Annotated in this window: 17 protein-coding genes; 7 read left to right on the forward strand and 10 right to left on the reverse strand. The window is 70.7% G+C overall.

Translation table 11 applies throughout. The features are described from left to right. Nucleotides 1–141: 141 nt before the first annotated feature. The 4 genes from ABD289_RS02960 to ABD289_RS02975 all read right to left on the reverse strand — a co-directional run bounded on the left by ABD289_RS02960 (nucleotide 142) and on the right by ABD289_RS02975 (nucleotide 4738). Nucleotides 142–1617 carry a gluconokinase gene (locus ABD289_RS02960; RefSeq protein ID WP_344126226.1) on the reverse strand — a complete coding sequence of 492 codons (1476 nt, stop codon included), beginning with the start codon at nucleotides 1615–1617 and terminating at the stop codon, nucleotides 142–144. Nucleotides 1618–1626: 9 nt separating this feature from the next. Then, the gene (locus tag ABD289_RS02965) at nucleotides 1627–2256 is read right to left on the reverse strand and encodes a Uma2 family endonuclease (RefSeq protein ID WP_344126228.1); all 630 of its coding nucleotides are present in this window, start codon (nucleotides 2254–2256) and stop codon (nucleotides 1627–1629) included. A gap of 164 nt (nucleotides 2257–2420) precedes the next feature. Beyond that, on the reverse strand, nucleotides 2421–3473 hold the full coding sequence (locus ABD289_RS02970) for an aspartate-semialdehyde dehydrogenase (RefSeq protein WP_344126231.1): 1053 nt from the start codon (nucleotides 3471–3473) through the stop codon (nucleotides 2421–2423). Then, nucleotides 3473–4738, reverse strand: a complete 1266-nt coding sequence (locus ABD289_RS02975) for an aspartate kinase (protein ID WP_344126233.1) — start codon at nucleotides 4736–4738, stop codon at nucleotides 3473–3475. Before ABD289_RS02975 ends, ABD289_RS02970 begins: the two co-directional genes overlap by 1 nt. 448 nt (nucleotides 4739–5186) lie before the next feature. On the opposite strand from ABD289_RS02975, the gene ABD289_RS02980 reads away from it, so the two are divergent. The 4 genes from ABD289_RS02980 (at nucleotide 5187) to ABD289_RS02995 (ending at nucleotide 8944) form a co-directional block, all read left to right on the forward strand. After that, nucleotides 5187–6260, forward strand: a complete 1074-nt coding sequence (locus ABD289_RS02980) for a hypothetical protein (RefSeq protein WP_344126235.1) — start codon at nucleotides 5187–5189, stop codon at nucleotides 6258–6260. A 9-nt stretch (nucleotides 6261–6269) separates the two neighbouring features. Further along, the gene (locus ABD289_RS02985; RefSeq protein ID WP_344126237.1) at nucleotides 6270–6890 is read left to right on the forward strand and encodes a nitroreductase family protein; all 621 of its coding nucleotides are present in this window, start codon (nucleotides 6270–6272) and stop codon (nucleotides 6888–6890) included. Between the two features lie 146 nt (nucleotides 6891–7036). After that, a complete protein-coding gene (locus ABD289_RS02990) occupies nucleotides 7037–7654 on the forward strand; it encodes a permease prefix domain 1-containing protein (protein WP_344126239.1) in 618 nt (205 codons plus the stop codon). A 147-nt stretch (nucleotides 7655–7801) separates the two neighbouring features. Beyond that, a complete protein-coding gene (locus tag ABD289_RS02995) occupies nucleotides 7802–8944 on the forward strand; it encodes an aminotransferase class V-fold PLP-dependent enzyme (protein ID WP_344126241.1) in 1143 nt (380 codons plus the stop codon). Between the two features lie 66 nt (nucleotides 8945–9010). Here ABD289_RS02995 and ABD289_RS03000 read toward each other — a convergent pair whose 3' ends face one another. Continuing rightward, nucleotides 9011–10813 carry an FUSC family protein gene (locus ABD289_RS03000; protein ID WP_344126243.1) on the reverse strand — a complete coding sequence of 601 codons (1803 nt, stop codon included), beginning with the start codon at nucleotides 10811–10813 and terminating at the stop codon, nucleotides 9011–9013. 149 nt (nucleotides 10814–10962) lie between these two features. Next, nucleotides 10963–11313 carry a hypothetical protein gene (locus ABD289_RS03005; RefSeq protein ID WP_344126245.1) on the reverse strand — a complete coding sequence of 117 codons (351 nt, stop codon included), beginning with the start codon at nucleotides 11311–11313 and terminating at the stop codon, nucleotides 10963–10965. A gap of 248 nt (nucleotides 11314–11561) precedes the next feature. Here ABD289_RS03005 and leuA point away from each other — a divergent pair, with 248 nt between their 5' ends. Beyond that, a complete protein-coding gene (gene leuA, locus ABD289_RS03010; RefSeq protein ID WP_344126247.1) occupies nucleotides 11562–13355 on the forward strand; it encodes a 2-isopropylmalate synthase in 1794 nt (597 codons plus the stop codon). A 175-nt stretch (nucleotides 13356–13530) separates the two neighbouring features. Here the strand turns inward: leuA and ABD289_RS03015 are convergent, their stop codons facing one another. Further along, on the reverse strand, nucleotides 13531–14166 hold the full coding sequence (locus ABD289_RS03015) for a DedA family protein (RefSeq protein ID WP_344126249.1): 636 nt from the start codon (nucleotides 14164–14166) through the stop codon (nucleotides 13531–13533). Between the two features lie 559 nt (nucleotides 14167–14725). Between ABD289_RS03015 and ABD289_RS03020 the strand changes: the two genes are divergently transcribed. Continuing rightward, nucleotides 14726–14905, forward strand: a complete 180-nt coding sequence (locus ABD289_RS03020) for a hypothetical protein (protein WP_344126252.1) — start codon at nucleotides 14726–14728, stop codon at nucleotides 14903–14905. On the opposite strand, the gene ABD289_RS03025 is transcribed toward ABD289_RS03020, so the two are convergent. Next, on the reverse strand, nucleotides 14897–15802 hold the full coding sequence (locus ABD289_RS03025; RefSeq protein WP_344126255.1) for a LysR family transcriptional regulator: 906 nt from the start codon (nucleotides 15800–15802) through the stop codon (nucleotides 14897–14899). The genes ABD289_RS03020 and ABD289_RS03025 overlap by 9 nt on opposite strands. Nucleotides 15803–15874: 72 nt before the next feature. On the opposite strand from ABD289_RS03025, the gene ABD289_RS03030 reads away from it, so the two are divergent. Continuing rightward, nucleotides 15875–16786, forward strand: a complete 912-nt coding sequence (locus ABD289_RS03030; RefSeq protein ID WP_344126257.1) for an EamA family transporter — start codon at nucleotides 15875–15877, stop codon at nucleotides 16784–16786. A gap of 148 nt (nucleotides 16787–16934) precedes the next feature. Here the strand turns inward: ABD289_RS03030 and ABD289_RS03035 are convergent, their stop codons facing one another. Together ABD289_RS03035 and ABD289_RS03040 are read right to left on the reverse strand one after the other, a co-directional pair. After that, nucleotides 16935–17117, reverse strand: coding sequence for a hypothetical protein (locus ABD289_RS03035; RefSeq protein ID WP_344126261.1), 183 nt, complete (start codon nucleotides 17115–17117; stop codon nucleotides 16935–16937). Nucleotides 17118–17262: 145 nt separating this feature from the next. Further along, the gene (locus ABD289_RS03040; RefSeq protein WP_344127110.1) at nucleotides 17263–18318 is read right to left on the reverse strand and encodes an ABC transporter ATP-binding protein; all 1056 of its coding nucleotides are present in this window, start codon (nucleotides 18316–18318) and stop codon (nucleotides 17263–17265) included. Nucleotides 18319–18321: the final 3 nt, after the last annotated feature.

Here is an 18321-nt window from a genome sequence, read left to right on the forward strand (position 1 = left end):
GCACCGCCGCGGGTTCTGACGCGTCGTGTGGCGAGGACAGCCGCGACGCCGCGTAGGGCCGCTACCCGAGGAGCGGATCCCGCAGCCGCACGACGCGTCAGGTTCCGCTCCGGGCACCGCCACGCAAACCCCGCACAGAACCTAGTTCGGGAGGGATTTGAGGGTTTCGTGGAATCTGTCGATGAAGGGTCGCCGCGCGGCCAGCAGCTCGGCCGCCGCCGGGTCCGGATCGGCCTCGCCTTCCATGGCCACGAGTTTCGCGGCGTACTCCAGCGAGTCGTACTCGCCCAGCGCGCGCCAGCCGAGCAGCACCGCGCCGAGACCGGAGCCACCGCTGCCCTCGGCCAGCGAGATGGGCATGTTGAGAGCGGAGGCGATCGCCTCGGCCCAGACGCGACTGCGGAAACCACCACCGGTGGCGCGCACCGCGCGCACCGCCGCACCGGAATCGGCGACCGCGTCCCGGACCAGCGCCAGCTGCTGCGCGACGCCCTCCACGACCGCGCGGGTCATCTCGGCGCGGCCGTGCGAGCGGCGCAGGCCGAGGAACGCGCCGGTCATGCCCGGTTCCCACCACGGGGCCCGTTCGCCGAGCAGGTACGGCAGGGCGATCAGCCCGTCCGCCCCGGCTGGCACGTCGGCGGCCTCCTCGAGCAGCGGGGCGACGTCGACGCCGAAGGCTTCGCCGGCCCACGCGCCGACGACGGCGCCGTTGCTCACCGCCCCGCCGATCACCCACAGGCCGTCGGCCAGCGCGTAGCTGAACGTGCGGCACCGCTCGTCGACGCCCGGCTGATCCCGCGTGACCCGCAGCGCCCCGCTGGTGCCCAGCGACAGGGCCGCCACGCCGGGTGCCACCGCGCCGACGCCCAGGTTGGCCAGCGGACCGTCCCCACCGCCGAGCACGACCGGCAGACCCGCGGGCAGCCCGACCGCCGCAGCGATCTTCGGAGCCAGCGGCAGCGCGTCGGTGGACGAGCGCAGCTCGGGCAGCTGCTCGGCGCGGATCCCGGCGACCTCCAGCGCGGGCTCGTGCCAGCGCAACGAGGCCATGTCTTGCAGACCGGTACCGGAGCTCAGCGAGTGCTCGGTGACGAACTCGCCGGTGAAGGCGGCGACCACGTAGTCCTTGAGTCCCGACCAGCGGACCGCGTCGCCGATCAGCTCGCGGCCGGCCCCGTGCAGCCAGGACAGCTTCACCATGACCGACTGGGTGTGCACCGGGGTCCCGGTGGCCCGGTGCAGCGCGGAAGCGGTGCCGTGGTCCGCGCGCAGCGCGTCCGCGGCCTCGGCGGCCCGGGTATCGGCCCAGTTGAACGCGCGGGTCGCGGGCTCGCCCGCGGAATCCAGGCCGACCAGGGTGTGCATGGCGGAGCTGAACGACAGCCCGGCGACCTCGTGGCCGTGTTCGCGGGCCCACTCGACGCACTCGGCGAGCGCCTCGACGGCCGCGGCGAGGACCTGGCCCGCGTCCTGGGTCGCTTCACCGGACTCGTCGGTGTGCAGCGGATACCCGCGCTCGGTCTGGTGCAGCACCTGCGCGTCGGTTCCTGCGGCGACGACCTTGGTTGCCGTGGTGCCGAGATCGACACCCAGCACGACCGGGACTGAACTCATGTCCCCAACCTATCCGGGCGGATAAGCACAGCTCAGCACAGGCACAGTGCCCGGAATCACTCCCGCTTCGGGGGGAACGACGCGAGTACCCAGCGCGTCCAGATCGATCCGCAGGTCGAACGGGTGCTCGGTCATGAACACGCCCGGTCCGTCCGAGTCCGTCTTGTAGACGCCGTCGACCAAGCGCTGGGCGGAGAGCGTCGGCCGTTCGCGGATGTCCAGGCTCCAGTACGCGGGTATGCCGGCCTCGGCGTATTCAGCCCGCTTCACGATGTTGTCCGCTCGCTGCGAGCCCGGCGAGAGAACCTCGACCGCGAGAACCACGTCCTGGGCGTGGAGTTTCGCAGGCCGTTCCAGGACCCGGTCGAGGCTCACCACGATCACATCCGGAACCCGGACCGTGGGAGGGAACGTCTCGGCGATCACGACCTCCGGTTCGCTGATCGCGGCCCAGCCTTCGGGCAGCGCGCGATCGAGCGCAGCGGACAACCGGGTGAGGACGAACTGGTGGAAGCCGGCTGCTTTCGGGGTCACTTGGAGGACGCCTTCCTGGAGCTCGTAGCGCCGCGAGTTGTCCTCGGGAAGCTCGTCGAACTCAGCCAGGGTCAACAGGTGATCGGGCCAGGTCATCACGGACATGCCTCCATTGATAGCGGCGCCTGCCACGCGCCCACATCCCCCGTTCGGACAGAAGCCCGCTCGACCACACCTTCGAGCGTTGTTATCCGTCCGCCCCGCGAACAATAGAGGCGCCTTCCCCCTGCGGCCAGGGGAAAGGCGCCTCGGTGCCGCCGGGTTTCAGCTCACTTCGCGAGCGTTTCGGCGATCTCGTAGGTGTTCAGCGCCGCGCCCTTGCGCAGGTTGTCGCCGCAGACGAAGAACTCCAGGGTGTTCGGGAAGTCCAGCGCCTGGCGGACGCGACCGACGTAGGTCGGGTCGGCGCCGACGACCTCGGCCGGGGTCGGGAAGACCTCGTTGTCGTGGTCGTCCCGCAGCACGATGGTCGGCTGGTCGCCGAAGACCTTGTGCGCCTGCTCGACCGTGACCTCGTGCTCGAAGGTGGCGTGCACCGCCAGCGAGTGCGTGGTCTGCACCGGCACCCGAACGCAGGTCGCGGAGACCTTCAGCTCCGGGATGCCGAGGATCTTGCGGGACTCGTTGCGGACCTTGAGCTCCTCGGAGGTCCAGCCGTCGTCCTTGCGCGAACCGGCCCACGGCACCACGTTGAGCGCCAGCGGGGCCTTGAACGGGGTCTCCTCGGACAGGCCGGCAGCGGCCAGCGCCTCGGCGACGTCGCCCGCCTTGGCGCCCAGCTCCTTGCCCGCGACCGCGGCGATCTCGGCGTAGAGCCGGTCGATGCCGTCCTGGCCCGCACCGGAAGCCGCCTGGTAGGAGGAGACGACCAGCTCGCGCAGGCCGAACTCGTGGTGCAGCGCGCCGAGGGCCGCCATCATCGACAGCGTGGTGCAGTTCGGGTTGGCGATGATGCCCTTGGGCCGCTCGTGCACCTTCTCCGGGTTGACCTCGGGCACCACCAGCGGCACCTCGGGGTCCATCCGGAACGCGCCGGAGTTGTCCACCGCGATCGCACCGCGCTCGGCGGCCACCGGGGCCCACTGCGCGGAGACCTCGTCCGGCACGTCGAACAGCGCGATGTCCACGCCGTCGAAGGCCTCCGGGCCCAGCGGGACCACGGTGTTCTCCGCGCCGCGGACGGTGATCTTCTTGCCCGCCGAGCGCGGCGAGGCGATCAGCCGGATCTCGCCCCACGGCACCGAGTCGCGGTTGTTGATGATGTCGATCATGACGGTGCCCACCGCTCCAGTGGCACCGACGATCGCCAGGGTCGGAGCCATCAGCGACCACTCCCCGCGTACACGACGGCTTCCTCGTCGCCGCCGAGCTCGAAGGCCGCGTGCAGCGCCTGCACCGCGGCGTCGAGCTCGGTGTCGTCGATCAGCACCGAGATGCGGATCTCCGAGGTGTTGATGATGTCGATGTTGACGCCTGCGTTGGACAGCGCCTCGCAGAACGTGGCGGTCACGCCCGGGTGCGAGCGCATGCCCGCGCCCACCAGCGAGACCTTGCCCACGCTGTCGTCGTAGACGACCTCGGTGAAGCCGAGCTCGTCGCGGATCTTCTCCAGCTCGGCCACGGCCACCTCACCGTTGCTGCGCGCCACGGTGAAGGTGATGTCGGTGCGCCCGGACTCGGTGCCGGAGACGTTCTGCAGCACCATGTCGATGTCGATCTCGGCATCGGCCACGGCGCGGAAGATCCGCCCGGCGATACCAGGGTTGTCCGGCACACCGCGCACGGTGACCTTGGCCTCCGACCGGTCGTGCGAGACGCCGGTGATCATCGCCTGTTCCACGGAAAGGTCCTCCACTGAACCGGACACGGTAGTGCCGGGCTTGGGCGAGTAAGACGAGCGGACGTGCAACGGCACGCCGTAGCGACGGGCGTACTCCACCGCGCGCAGGTGCAGCACCTTCGCGCCCGTGGCGGCCAGCTCGAGCATCTCCTCGGAGGTGATGCGATCGAGGTGCTTGGCATCGGGCACGATGCGCGGATCGGCGGTGTAGACCCCGTCGACGTCGGTGTAGATCTCACACACGTCCGCTTCCAGGGCGGCGGCCACCGCGACCGCGGTGGTGTCCGAGCCGCCCCGGCCGAGCGTGGTGATGTTCTTGGTGTCGAGAGCGACACCCTGGAAGCCTGCGACCAGCACGACCTGCCCCTCGGACAGCGCCTCCTGGATCCGGCCGGGGGTGACGTCGACGATGCGCGCGTCCTGGTGCGCCGAGGTGGTGATCACCCCGGCCTGCGAACCGGAGAACGAGCACGCCTCCACCCCGAAGGACTCGACCGCCATCGCGACCAGCGCGTTGGAGATCCGCTCCCCCGCGGTCAGCAGCATGTCGAGTTCCCGCTCGGGCGGTGCCGGGTTGACTTGGCCGGCGAGGTCGAGCAGCTCGTCGGTGGTGTCACCCATCGCGGAGCAGACGACCACGACGTCGTTGCCCGCTTTGCGGGTCTCGACGATGCGTTCGGCAACTCGTTTGATGCGATCAGCACTCTCGAGCGAGGAACCGCCGTACTTCTGGACGACGAGCGCCACGTGAAACAAACCTCCTCGACCGCTGCGGTCGCCCGGGTGCGGGTTGTCCCCGCACTGACACCGGGTTGACGAAAGAGCACCGGCCCGTCACGACCGGTTCGCTCCGCGACTCGGCGGTCGGCAGCGTCGGCGACCCGAGGTCGCCCGGGCCAGCCGAAACGGCCTACACCAGGTCGCTCCGCTGCCGGACTAGCCTACCGAACACGTGGGCCCGAACCCCAATCTCCGAAGGCGCGTCTACCCTGTGGGACGCGATTGTCGACAAGAGTGGAGCGTCGGGTTGTCCACCACGCCGGGAGCGCTGGAACCACCCCGCGACGGCGCCGGGAACGCAACGGCTACGCAGCGGAAACGATACAGCTCATCGCGGCTGCCAACGACTGATTTCGGCACCCCGCGGCAGCGTCGGACGATCATCGCGCTCGCACCGGCTGTGGTGTACCTCGCAGTGCGCCTGGTGGGTCTGCTGGTGCTGACCTGGCTCTCCACCGCGAACGATCAGACGGTCGTGGAGAACCTGCGCGCCTGGGACGGGCAGTGGTACACCGAGATCGCCGCGCACGGCTACGGCGGCGTCGACCCGAGCATGGTCGACGGGTTCGGCAACCGCTATCCGGAGACCCCGCTCGCGTTCTTCCCCGGCTACCCGCTGCTGATCATGGCGGTGCAGATCCTCCCGGGGATCACGACCACCGGCGCCGCGGTCATCGTCAGCCTGATCTGCGGCGTGTTCGCCGCCTACGGGCTGGCGCGGCTCGGCGAGCGCATCGGCGGCTCGCGCACGGCCGGGCTGCTGCTGGTCGTGCTGTTCGCCGCGGCGCCGATGTCCGTGGTGCTGTCGATGGCCTACTCCGAGGCGCTGTTCTGCGCGCTGTCCATCTGGGCGCTGATCGGCGTGGTGGAGCGCAACTGGACGCTCGCCGGCCTGTGCTGCGCGGCCGCCGGACTGGTCCGGCCCACCGCGGCGGCGCTGATCGGCGTGGTCGGGCTGGCCGCGATCGTGGCGATCGTCCAGCGGCGCGACGCGTGGTGGCCCTGGCTGGCGATACTCCTCGCGCCGACCGGGATGCTGCTCTACGTCGGCTGGGTCGGATTGCAGACCGGTGCGCTCAACGGGTACTTCGAGCTGCAGCAGCGCGGCTGGTCCTCGGCCTTCGACGGCGGCGCGTCCACCGGCAAGTTCGTCCTGGAGACGCTCACCCAGCAGCGCTCGGTGTTCGAGACCTTCACCGTCTGGGTGGTGCTTGCTGCGCTCGTGCTGCTGGTGGTGTGCGTGCGCCAGCGCATGCCCTGGCCGCTGGTGCTGTTCGCCGCGGCCGTCGTGGCGCTGGACCTCGGGTCGGACGGACTGATGTACTCGAAGGTGCGGTTGATGTTGCCGGCCTTCCCGCTGCTCATCCCGGTCGCCATCGGGCTGGCCAAGCGGCGGCGACCGACGGCCGCGACGACCGCGGTACTGCTGGTGTTCTTCGGCTCCTGGCTGGGCGCGTACTCGTTGACCGCCTGGCAATACGCGATCTAGGAGGTACCGGTGACCGCTGAGGACGAGCTGGTTTCTCGGCCGGACAAGTCCGCGGATACGGCCGTTCCCGTGCACGCCCTGCTGGCGCAGCGGTGGAGCCCTCGGGTGCTGGATCCCGCGACGACCATCGACGACCGCACCTTCACCGCGCTGTTCGAGGCAGCCCGCTGGGCGCCTTCCTGGGGCAACACCCAACCGGCCCGGTTCATCGCCGCTCGCCGCGGCGAACCCACCTTCGACCGCATCTTCGGCGTCCTCTCCCGGGGCAACAAGGGCTGGGCGGGCAACGCAGCGATGCTGGTCATCGGCGTGGCGCGCAAGCTCGACGACGAGGGCGAGCCGATGCCCTACGGCGAGTACGGCCTGGGCCTGGCCGCCGAGAACCTCGTCCTGCAGGCCGAGGCCGAGGGGCTGCACGGCCACCAGATGGCCGGCTTCGACCGCGAAGCAGCCCGCGCCGAGTTCGACGTACCCGCGGACTTCGAACCGACGGTGGCCATCGCGGTGGGCGCTCTGGGCGACCTCGCCGACGCCGACGAAGGGCTGCGCACCAAGGAGACCCGTCCGCGCGCCCGCAAGTCGCTCGACGAGATCGTCTTCACCGGTTCCTGGTCCACCCCGGCGTTCTGAGCGGACTCGCGAGGACCGGAATCCGCAGCGGAGAGCCGTCCTGCCCGCCGGTCTTACCGCCAGGCAGGACGAATTGGGCGACAGGCATTAGGCTCCCGAGTTATGAAGGCGGACGCAGTGCGGGGTGACGGGCCGGGGAGCGGCTTGTGAACCCCATCGACCGCTACGTCGCGGAGCTCGCCGCGGAGCTGCGCGGCCCGGCCCGGACCAAGGAACGGCTGCTCGACGAGATCCGCGACGGCCTGGACGACTGCGTCGCCGCGCACCTCGACGCGGGCAAGCCGCGCTCCGAGGCGGTGGCCGAGGCGCTGCGCGAGTTCGGCACGCCCGCCGAGCTCGCCCCGGGCTGCCAGCGGGAGCTGACCGTCGCCCAGACCCGGCGCACCGCGTTCTGGCTGCTGCTGACCATGCCCGCGCTGCTCGGAGGGTGGCGGCTGGCCTGGACGCTCGGTCACGACGGCTACGTCACGCCGCCGGAGACGGTGCAGCTGCTGATCGGGATAGGGATCAGCACGGTGCTGATGGGCGTGGCCGCGCTGCTGCTCACCCAGCGCCTCTCGGTCCCGGACCGGCTGCCCGCGGTGCTGGGCTGGAGCGCCACCGTGGCGGGCCTGGCGATGCCGACCACCACGATCGCCCTGGTCACCGAACTCCCGGGACCCTGGCCGCTGCTGCTGATCATCGCGGGGTGCACGGTCATCGCGCACGGGGCGCTGATGCTGTCGGCCCGGACGTGCCGGCAGTGCGCCTCGCTGTTGAGCTGAAGCGGGCGAGCAACAGCAACCTACTCACGCGTTGCCACTGAACGGCTCATTCCCGGTCCGCCAGGAGCATGATCAGCACATCGGAAATTCGATCATTGATGCCTGTCCCCATTACATGGCGTTCTCCGATGCGGTATGACTTCACTCGTGTGGACGAGTATCAGAACGACTGCGGAAGCGCTCGATGACGCCGACGTGCTCGCTGGACTGCGCCTGCGCTACGACATCCACCCGGGTCTGATCCGCCTGGACGGCTACAGCGGCGGTCCGCTGCCGCGCACCTCGCCCGCGCGACTGCGCCGGTTCGTCCAGCACCGCTGGGAACCGCGCAGCGGTCGCTCGCAGGGCGAGTCCGAATGGCGGCGGGAGGCCCGGCTCGCGGCCGGTGCGCTCGCGCCGCTGCTCGGCGCCGACACCGGTGAGATCACCATCGCGGAGTCGACCTCGATCAACCTGTTCAAGGCCCTGGTGGCGGCCGCTCGGCTGCGCCCCGACCGGACGATCCTGGCGGTCGGACGCGACTGCTTCCCCACCGACCGCTGCTTGGCCCGTTCGGCCGCCGAGCACATCGGCGGCGAACTGGTGCTGATCGACGACACCGACCGGCTCGCCGAGCTGCCGATGGACCGGGTGGCGGCGGTGGCCCTGTCGCACGCCGACCTGCGCACCGGCGCGGAGCGCGACGCCGCCGCGATCACCGCCGAGATCCACCGGCACGGCGCGCTGGCGCTGTGGGACCTGACCCACTCGGCGGGCGCGCTGGACGTGGACCTGCACGGCTGGAACGCCGACTTCGCCATCGGCTGCGGCTACAAGTACCTCGGCGGCAGCGCGACGGCCCCGTCCTACAGCTTCGTCGCGGATCGGTACCTCGGCGGACCTCCGGAGTCCCGGCACCCGCTGGCCGAGCCCTTCGCGGGCCCGGCCGCGGCACTGGCGGCCACCGAGCTGCGCACGGTGCTGTCCATCCTCGACGGAGTCCCGGCCGGGGCGCTGGCGGCCAAGGCGCGCGGTCTGGTGGAGCTGTTCGTCGAACAGGTCTCGGAGTTCTGCGCCGAGGCGGCGATCGAGATCTCCGAACCGGCGCCCGGCACGCCCCGCGGCGCCCAGGTCTGCCTCCGCCACCCCAAGGCCCAGCGCCTCGCCGACGCCTTGTCGGACCGGGGAGTGCTGACCGAATGCGCCGACCCCGACCTGCTGCGGCTGCACTTCCCGCCGACCTGGCTCTCGCACGTCGACGTCTGGCATGCGGCCGAACAGCTGCACTCAGCGCTGCACGAAATCTCCTAGAACTGTCCGGACGTCCCGGGCGCGAGCCTCTTCACAGTTTTAGGCAGAACTGTCAGCACCACGCGGTCACGCCTCGGTGATGCGCCGGTAGACCGCCTCCAGCTCCGCGCGCAGGTCATCCGGACCGACCTCGGATCCGGCGCGCAGCCGGCGGTTGATCGTGCGCATGGTCGACACCAGCAGCTGGGTGTGTTGCTGATCGTCGGTGTCGCCGCGCACCGCCTGCTCGGTGGCGGCGTCGATCACGCGCTCCAGCAGGATGATCGCGGGCCACCACGCCTCCGCCTCGGACGCGCCGTGCGGGCTCATCAGCCGCTGCTGGAGCCTGGAGCGCAGCTCGGCGAGCTGTCGGTAGGTGCGGCGGCGCAGCGCTGAACGCCCCTGCTCGGCACCGGCCAGCGAGCGGGAGACGTAGTCGGTGACCGACTCGACCGCGTCGGCGAACCCGTCGCGCAGCGAAGGCCCGGCGTGCACCTGGCGGAGCAGGAAGCCGACCACCAGCACGATCGCGCAGCCGATCAGGGTGTCCACCAGCCGGGCCTGCGGGTAGTACAACCGCTCCTGGCTCATCAGCAGCAGCACCAGCGCCGTGATCACCGCGCTGAACAACCCGTAGTGCCTGCTCAGCGCGGTCGGCAGCTTGCCGGCCAGCAGGACGATGAACAGCACCGTCCACCAGCCGGCAGGCACCAGCGCCAGCAGCCCGACCGCCACCGCAACGCCCAGGATGCTGCCCAGCGCGCGCAGCACGGTGCGGGCGAAGACCGAACCGGAGTTCGGGCGCAACACCAGCGCGGTGGTCATCGCGATCCAGTAGGCCTGGTCCAGCCCGAACAGCAGCCCGATCCCCTCGGCCGCGGCCAGGCACAGCACCATTCGCAGGGTCTGCCACCAGACGGTGGAGCCGAAGCTCAGCCGCGGCCCGGCCCGCCGCGCGATCCCCTGCGCCCGGCGGCCCTGGCTGACGGTCTCGGTGAGCTCGGCGATGCTCTCGTCCAACGCCCGCAGCAGCGGCGAGCCCGAGTCGGCGGGCCGGTACGGCGGGAGGGCCTCACCGGTGCGCGTGGCGTGCGCGAGCGCGTCGAGCGCATCGCGAGTGCGCTGCGGCGGGGTGATCCCGGCGTGGGCCACCGACACCGCGGCCTCCACCACCGAGTTGGACCGCTGGTAGATCAGGTACAGCCGGTCGCGGACGCGGCTGCGCGACATCGACGCGCCGCCGAGGAGCACGTCGTGCGCCGTGTCGAGGGACCTGGTCAGCTGCTGGCGCGCGGCGATCGTGGAGTCGGCGTCGAACATCCGCCGCACCGCGACGAAGATGTCGGCGACCGCGCCCCGCGCCGGGGCGGCGCGGCGCAGCGGCCAGGTCGCGGCCGCCAGCACCAGCAGCAGCACCTCGCCGGCCAGGAACCAGCCGACCTGTTCGACCGGCGGCAGCGCGGAGTGATCGCCGGTGGCCACGATGCAGAAGGTCAGCATGTGCGCGCCGCCGGACGACCACAGCTCGCCCAGCTTGCTGGACAGCGCCGAGGGCACCGCGACCAGCAGCACGACCGCCGCGGCCCACCACGGTCCGGGCGCCGCCACCCCGGCGGCGAAGCCCGCGGCGCCGAGCACGGCGGCCACGCTCAACCGGCGCAACCGGTATCCGTACGAGCCGGTGACATCGGAGAACGAGGCGCACAGCGCACCGATCGAGACCAGCATCGCGATGTCGCCGCGCCCGATGAGCAGGCCGAGCACCTGAGGCAGGCCGATGCCGATGGCCGCGGCCGACACCCGCGTCCAGTCGGTCGGGATCGCGACCGGGCGCAGCATGCGCCGCAGCCACGCGGGAACTTCGATTCTGGGGAGCGCGCCGGTGCTCAACCGCCATCCCTTCGCAACGGGCGTGCGCTCCACACCGAGCGACTCATCGGGTCGTCGCCGATTCTCCCGGCTCCCCGTTCTCCGCTCGGCCGATCGACACCCGCGTCACATCACGAGATGGGTCACACCCGTTCGGCCGAGGGCACGACTCACCGGAGGGAGGTGAGGATCCTCGTCGCGATGCCCGTGATCACCAGCCAGAACAGCGCGGCCGTCCCGTAGTTGACCAGCACCTCCAGCTGCGGGTCCGCGGGCATGAACAGGTCCTGGAAACCGAGCGCGAGAGTGTCGGCCGCGCTCGCCACGAACTCGGTGATGCCGTTGTCCGGGTTCGCGCCGCCGAGCGTGAACACCACGTGGATCGCCAGCAGGGCTGCGCAGACCGAGCCCGCGATGCGGACGACCCGGGTCAGCACGTCGACCGAGCGTCCCCACATCCGCCTGGCGTCGGCGCGGCTCAAGCCGCCCTCGCGCGCGTCGCTTCGAGCATGTTCGGCCACGATCACAGTTTGACACGCCGAGCCCGGATCACCCCAGAGTCATTACCGACTCGCAACCCGGGACCGTTCCCACGATCCGGACAGGATGCTTGCACACCGGACCCGCGATGCGGTTAGTCTAGGCCTCGTGGCTCGCGTTCTCCTGCTTCGCCGCCGCGACGGGGTCTCCTAGACCGGCCCCTCGTCGCGGGGTTCGAACGCGCCGGTCGTCAGCACCGAACCGGCAAGCGACCAGGAGAACCACTCTGATGAGCAGCAATTCCCCAGACGCCCAGGCCCCGTTTTCCGGCCGGGTGACCAAGCCTTCCAAGCCCGCACCCGCCGACCAGGCGCCGTGGAACCCGCAGCAGGGCAGCTCGATGCCCGTCCACCGCTACCGCCCGTTCCACGAGCTGGTCGAGGACGTATCCCTGCCGGACCGCACCTGGCCGGACGCGCGGATCAGCCGCGCCCCGCTGTGGTGCGCCGTCGACCTGCGCGACGGCAACCAGGCCCTGATCGACCCGATGTCGCCCGCGCGCAAGCGCCGCATGTTCGAGCTGCTGGTGCAGATGGGCTTCAAGGAGATCGAGGTCGGGTTCCCGGCGGCCAGCCAGACCGACTTCGACTTCGTCCGGGAGATCATCGAGGACGGCGCCGTCCCGGACGACGTGCGCATCCAGGTGCTCACCCAGTGCCGCACGGAGCTGATCGAGCGGACCTTCCAAGCGCTGGAGGGCGTGTCGAAGGCGGTCGTGCACTTCTACAACTCGACCTCGATCCTGCAGCGCCGCGTGGTCTTCCGCGAGGAGCGCGAGGGGATCAAGAAGATCGCCACGTCCGGCGCCGAGACGGTCAAGGAGCTGGCGGCGAAGTACCCGGACACCGACTTCCGGTTCCAGTACTCGCCGGAGTCCTACACCGGCACCGAGCTGTCCTACGCGGTGGAGATCTGCGACGCGGTCACCGAGATCCTGCAGCCCACGCCCGAGAAGCCGGTGATCCTGAACCTGCCCGCCACGGTCGAGATGGCCACGCCGAACGTCTACGCCGACTCGATCGAGTGGATGCACCGCAACCTGGCCCGCCGCGACTCGGTGATCCTCTCGCTGCACCCGCACAACGACCGCGGGACCGGCATCGCCGCCGCCGAGCTGGGCTACCAGGCCGGCGCCGACCGCATCGAGGGCTGCCTGTTCGGCAACGGCGAGCGCACCGGCAACGTCGACCTGGTGGCGCTGGGCATGAACCTGTTCAGCCAGGGCGTCGACCCGCAGATCGACTTCTCCGACCTGGACTACATCAAGCGCACCGTCGAGCACTGCAACCAGCTGGCGGTGCCGGAGCGGCACCCGTGGGGCGGTGAGCTGGTCTACACGGCCTTCTCGGGCAGCCACCAGGACGCCATCAACAAGGGCCTGGACGCGCTGCGCGCCGAGGCCGCGCAGGCGGGCACCCCGCTCGACGAGCACCCGTGGGAGGTCCCGTACCTGCCGATCGACCCGAAGGACGTCGGCCGCTCCTACGAGGCGGTGATCCGGGTCAACTCGCAGTCCGGCAAGGGCGGCGTGGCCTACGTGATGAAGACCGAGCACCAGCTGGAGCTGCCGCGCAAGCTGCAGATCGAGTTCTCCAAGGTCGTGCAGGACTACACCGATTCCGAGGGCGGCGAGGTCGCCCCGGCGGTGATGTGGGACGCGTTCTCCACCGAGTACCTGCAGGCCGACGCCCCGCTGAAGCTGGTGCGCCAGCGCTCGGCGGGCGAGGCCGGCGACGAGACCATCCACGCCAGCGTCGTGGTCGACGGGCAGGAGCGCGAGATCACCGGGCACGGCAACGGGCCGGTCTCCGCGTTCGTCGACGCGCTGACCACGGTCGGCTACGACGTGCGCGTCCTGGACTACCACGAGCACGCCCTGACCTCCGGCGATGACGCCCGAGCCGCGGCCTACCTGGAGTGCGCCGTCGGCGACGAGGTCTTCTGGGGCGTGGGCGTGAACACCTCCACCATCGTCGCGATGCTGGAAGCGGTGGTCTCCGCGGTCAACCGCGCCAACCGCTGACCTTCCGCACCCACGAAGCGGGGCGGTCCGGATTCCGGACCGCCCCGCTTCGTGGGTGCTTCAGGAGATCTCGCAGCATGCGGCGGTAGCCGCTGTTTCAGGTGCGGGACTCAACCGGCGCCGCGGCAGAACCGGCCACCCGCACCGCCGCGCAAATCCCACGCTGGAAACGCCCTCAATGGGTGGACGCGGTCTCGCCGGCTTCCTGCTCCTCTTCATCGGCTCGCGCGACGCGCTTCTGGATGACCCGGGCGGCCAGCCAGGCGAAGACGACCGCGAACAGCAGGGCCACCCAGGAGAACCGGTGGAACCACTGCCCCGCGACGAGGCCGAAGAGGTAGGCCAGCGTGGTCACCGACCCGGCCCACGCGATACCGCCCGTGGCGTTGGCCAGCAGGAACTTGCGGTAGGGCATGTCGAGCGTGCCCGCCAGCGGGCCCGCCAGGATGCGCAGCAGGGCGACGAAGCGTCCGCCGAAGACCGCCCACGCGCCCCAGCGCTCGAAGAGCCGCTCGGCCTGCGCGACCGGTTTGGGGCCGAAGTGCTTGGGCATCTTGCGCCCCAGCCACTGCAGCAGGCCACGCCCCCAGCGCTTGCCGACCGCGTAGCCGATGGAGTCGCCGATGATCGCGCCGGTCGCCGCGAGCACGCCCAGCAGGACGGGGTCGACGACGCCGTGCGATGCCGCCACCCCGGAACTGACCAGCAAGATCTCACCGGGCAGCGGAATACCGATGCTCTCCAGCCCGATGATCAACGCGACCACCAGGTAGATCAGTCCCGATGGAATCGTGTCCAGCCATTCGATCATGTGGGTCCGTTCGGGTCGGGGACGTCGCACGCCTCGCACGCAGCCGATAGCCAGGGTACGGATCCGAACCGGGACAGGTCCGGTCGACCGGCGGCACGATCGCGGCGAAACGCCCGAACTTCCGCTGCTTTTCGACACACGCGACAGCCCCGCCCCACGGACGGACATAACGCCGCGCGAATTCGAGGCTCTCCTGTGCGATCGGTCACCGAATCCGGGTGATCCCTGGTTCGAGCACCCAGGTCGTCCCGCAGCGCCGACCGGATCCGGTCAACTCGCTCGACCAAAGTCGGTATTGCGCCGCGCCCGGCCGGGGCAGCATGGACAACGCCGGGGATGCACGGCGGCCCCTGGGGAAACAGGACGTGGGGAAGCGGCCGGCGATAGGGGATCACAGTCGGGGACCGCGCCGCTTTCCCGCTCCACCCGCTTCCGCTGCCCGGAAGCCTCCCACTCGAACGAGCGACGATACTTGCTACCGCGCTCCGGGCCCTGTTCAGTCACTGCGGAAAACAGCAGTGTCGAGGTGAACATGTGGCCGACCGAGGATCCGACGGAAATGCTCCGCTGGCGCATCAGGTGCGCCGCGCCCGCGGACGCCGACACCACGGTGCTCGTCCTCGGCGACCGCGTCGCGGTCGTGCTCCCGCGCGGCGACACCCTGGTGTTCACCGCCGACGAGGCCGAGGATCTGGCGCGGCTGGTCGACCGGGCCGGCGGCTTCGCCACCTCAACCTGATCCCTCCACGACCACGGCGGCCTCGGCGAGCAACGCCTCGAGCGCAACCTGCACGGCCGGGTGCTCGGTGGCGCCCCGCCGCGAGACCACCTCGATGTTGCGGCCAGCCCGCACCCCCGCGAGCGGCCGCAGCACCAGCCGGGTGCCCTCGGTCGAATGCCGCGGCAGCAGGGCGATGCCGTGCCCGTCGGCGACCAGCGCCTCGATCACCCGGAAGTCGTTGATCCGCTGGATCACCTGCGGCCGCGCCCCGGTGCGCACCGCGAGGGAACGCAGCACGTCGTCGACCGGGAACCCGATGTCCACGCTCAGCCAGGGCTCGCGCACCAGCTCGGTGAGCTCGACGCGTTCCCGGTCCGCGAGCGGGTGCCCGGGCGGCAGTGCGACGTCGAGCGGCTCGCGCAGCAGCGGGGTGATCTCCATCCGCCGGTCGTCGAAGGGCGGGGCGTGATCGTCGCGGTGCGTCACGACGAGGTCGAAGTCGGCGGTCAGCCGCGGCACCTCGGTCGGCGCCATGTCGATGTCCCGGCACTCCAGCCGCACCTTCGGGTGCTCGGCCATCCTGCGCAGCAGCCCGGGCAGCAACAGCAGCGCGGCCGAGGGGAACGACGCCACGCGCACCACACCGCGCGGGCTGGAGCGGTAGGTGTCCAGCTCGGCTTCCGCGCGGTCCAGCGCGGCCAGGATCTCGTCCGCGCGGGCGGCCAGCGACCAACCCGCGTCGGTGAGCCGCAGGCCGCGGCCCGCCGGCTCGGTCAACGGCACGCCGACCTCGGTCTGCAGCGCGCGAATCTGCTGGGACACCGCCGACGGCGTGTAGGAGAGGGCCTCGGCGACCGCGGTCACCGTCCCCCGGTCGGCGAGCTCGCGGAGCAGCCTCAGCCTGCGAACGTCCATGCAGGAATTCTACATAGTTCTTGCAGATAATATTGCTTGTGCTTCACAAATGACGCGCGGCAGGGTGAGCTCGTGACCAAGAAGGACCGCCTGCTCGCCGTGACCGTCGCCGCCCTCTGGGGATCGAACTTCATCGCTCTGGACTGGGGGCTCGGGCACTTCCCGCCGTTCTTCTTCGCCGCGCTGCGGTTCGCGGTGCTGCTGCCGGTCTTGCTGTTCGTGCCGCGGCCGCAGGTGAAGTGGCGCTGGCTGATCGGCTACGGCCTGGGCTTCGCGACCGGGCAGTTCGCGTTCCTGTTCCTCGCGCTGCAAGCGGGCATGCCGACCGGGCTGGCCTCGCTGGTGCTGCAGAGCTCGGCACCGTTCACCGTGCTGCTCGGCGCGCTGCTGCTGCGCGAACGGCTCACCCCGGTGCAGCTGCTGGGCATCTGCACCGCGGTGCTGGGCATGGTCGTCATCGGGTGGCACCGCGCGCACAGCGCGACGCTGCTGCCGATGCTGCTGACGCTGGCGGGCGCGTTCTCCTGGGCGCTGGGCAACCTGTCCAGCCGCAAGGCCGAGGCGCCGAACCCGCTGCACCTGACGCTGTGGATCGCGATCGTCCCGCCGCTGCCGATGTTCGCGCTGTCCGCGGTGTTCGAAGGACCGGGCGCGGGCTGGCACGCGCTGACCACGATGTTCAGCACCACCAGCGGGATCATCGCGCTGAGCGGGCTGGTCTACACCGTGCTGCTGGCGACCGTGGTCGGTTCCGGCGTGTGGACCACGCTGCTCGGCCGCTACCCGGCGAGCACGGTAGCCCCGTTCTCCCTGCTGGTACCGGTCTTCGGCTTCACCCTGGCCTGGCTCCTGCTCGACGAGACCCCGCACTGGATCGAACTGGCCGCGGGCGCCGTGGTGGTCACCGGAGTGCTCCTGGGCAGCCTCGGCCGCATCCGCCCCGCGGCCAAGGAACCCGCGCACCCCGAACCGATCCCGACCTGAACCCCGAAGCAACGGCCGAACCCAACGAAACCCATCGGCAAGCACGAAGCCCCACCACCCCACCGCGAGACTCGTGCTGGTGACAGTTATGCCTAAAACTGTGCGGACATCTCGGGCGCCGGAAGCTCACACTGAAATATCTCGCGGGCTAGCCGGTGGGCTGGGCGCCTTGTTCGAAGTCCGGGTTGCAGACGTGCACACCGTTGCCCTCCGGGCATTCGAAGCTCACCAGCTCGCCCGCGCCTTCGGAGACCAGTCGATCTGCCGTGTCCCGCTCCAGAATCGCCCGGTGCTCGCAAGCCGAGCACCGCAAAGCACCGCTGTACCGCACACCAAGCATCCTAAGTGGACGTCAAGCGAACCGCTCGGGAATCGCGCCGAAACACGCGCACCCGGCGAGGAGGACGAGGCTCTCACCCATGCCCGGCCGGCTTCGCGAGCCTTCGAGCCGGACGCTTCCGAGTGAGCCCTCGGGTTCACGCGGTGGCGGGCTCGACCGCGGTGTTCGGCTGGATCTCGCCGTCGCGGATCTCCTCGGCGTAGTGGCAGGCGACCCGGTGCCCCGGTGCGAGCTCGCGCAGGACCGGGCGCTCCGTCCCGCAACGGGTGGCCTGCCGCCACGGGCAGCGCGTGTGGAACCGGCACCCCGACGGCGGGTTCGCGGGCGAGGGCAGATCACCGGAGAGCAGGATCTGCTCGCGGTCGTCCTCCACGGCCGGGTCCGGGACCGGAACCGCCGACAGCAGCGCCTTCGAGTACGGGTGCAGCGGTTCGGTGTACAACGTGTCCGATGCCGACTCCTCGACGATGCCGCCCAGGTACATCACCCCGACCCGGTCGGCGATGTGCCGCACCACCGCGAGGTCGTGCGCGATGACCAGGTAGGTCAGCCCGAAGTCGGCCTGCAGGCCCTCGAGGAGGTTGAGCACCTGGGCCTGCACCGACACGTCCAGCGCGGAGACCGGTTCGTCGGCGACCACCAGTTCCGGGCCCACCGACAGGGCGCGTGCGATGCCGATGCGCTGGCGCTGCCCGCCGGAGAACTCGTGCGGGTACTTGCGCAGCGCCGTGGACGGCAGGCCGACCGCCGAGAGCAGCTCCCGCAGCCGCTCGTCCGTGGCACCCTTGTCCCTGGCCAGGCCGTGCGCGCGCATGCCCTCGACCAGCAGCGCCTCCACGGACTGGCGCGGGTCCAGCGAGGACAGCGGGTCCTGGAAGAGCATCTGCATCCGCTGCCGCATCCGCCGCAGCTTCTCGCCCTTCATCCCGGACAGGTCGGTGTTCTCGAACATCACCTTGCCCCCGGTTGGCTTCTCCAGCCGCAGCACCGCGCGGCCGAGAGTCGACTTCCCGCAACCGGATTCGCCGACCAGGCCGTAGGTCTCGCCGCGGTTGATGCGCAGCGAGATCCCGTCCACGGCGTAGACGTGGCCCACGGTGCGGTCCAGCACCACTCCGCGCTTGATCGGGAAGTGCACCTCGAGGTCGTCGAGTTCGACCAGCACGTCGTCGCCGGCAACCGCGTCGGTCATGTC

Origin of the sequence: Saccharopolyspora halophila (genome assembly GCF_039531955.1) — a bacterium.
Taxonomy (GTDB): Bacteria; Actinomycetota; Actinomycetes; order Mycobacteriales; family Pseudonocardiaceae; genus Saccharopolyspora; species Saccharopolyspora halophila.

Coding starts and splice junctions, on each gene's coding strand:
- ABD289_RS02960 (WP_344126226.1), bottom strand. CDS start 1,617: ATGAGTTCAGTCCCGGTCGTGCTGGGTGTCGATCTCGGCACCACGGCA.
- ABD289_RS02965 (WP_344126228.1), bottom strand. CDS start 2,256: ATGTCCGTGATGACCTGGCCCGATCACCTGTTGACCCTGGCTGAGTTC.
- ABD289_RS02970 (WP_344126231.1), bottom strand. CDS start 3,473: ATGGCTCCGACCCTGGCGATCGTCGGTGCCACTGGAGCGGTGGGCACC.
- leuA (WP_344126247.1), top strand. CDS start 11,562: ATGAGCAGCAATTCCCCAGACGCCCAGGCCCCGTTTTCCGGCCGGGTG.
- ABD289_RS03015 (WP_344126249.1), bottom strand. CDS start 14,166: ATGATCGAATGGCTGGACACGATTCCATCGGGACTGATCTACCTGGTG.
- ABD289_RS03020 (WP_344126252.1), top strand. CDS start 14,726: ATGCTCCGCTGGCGCATCAGGTGCGCCGCGCCCGCGGACGCCGACACC.
- ABD289_RS03025 (WP_344126255.1), bottom strand. CDS start 15,802: ATGGACGTTCGCAGGCTGAGGCTGCTCCGCGAGCTCGCCGACCGGGGG.
- ABD289_RS03040 (WP_344127110.1), bottom strand. CDS start 18,318: ATGACCGACGCGGTTGCCGGCGACGACGTGCTGGTCGAACTCGACGAC.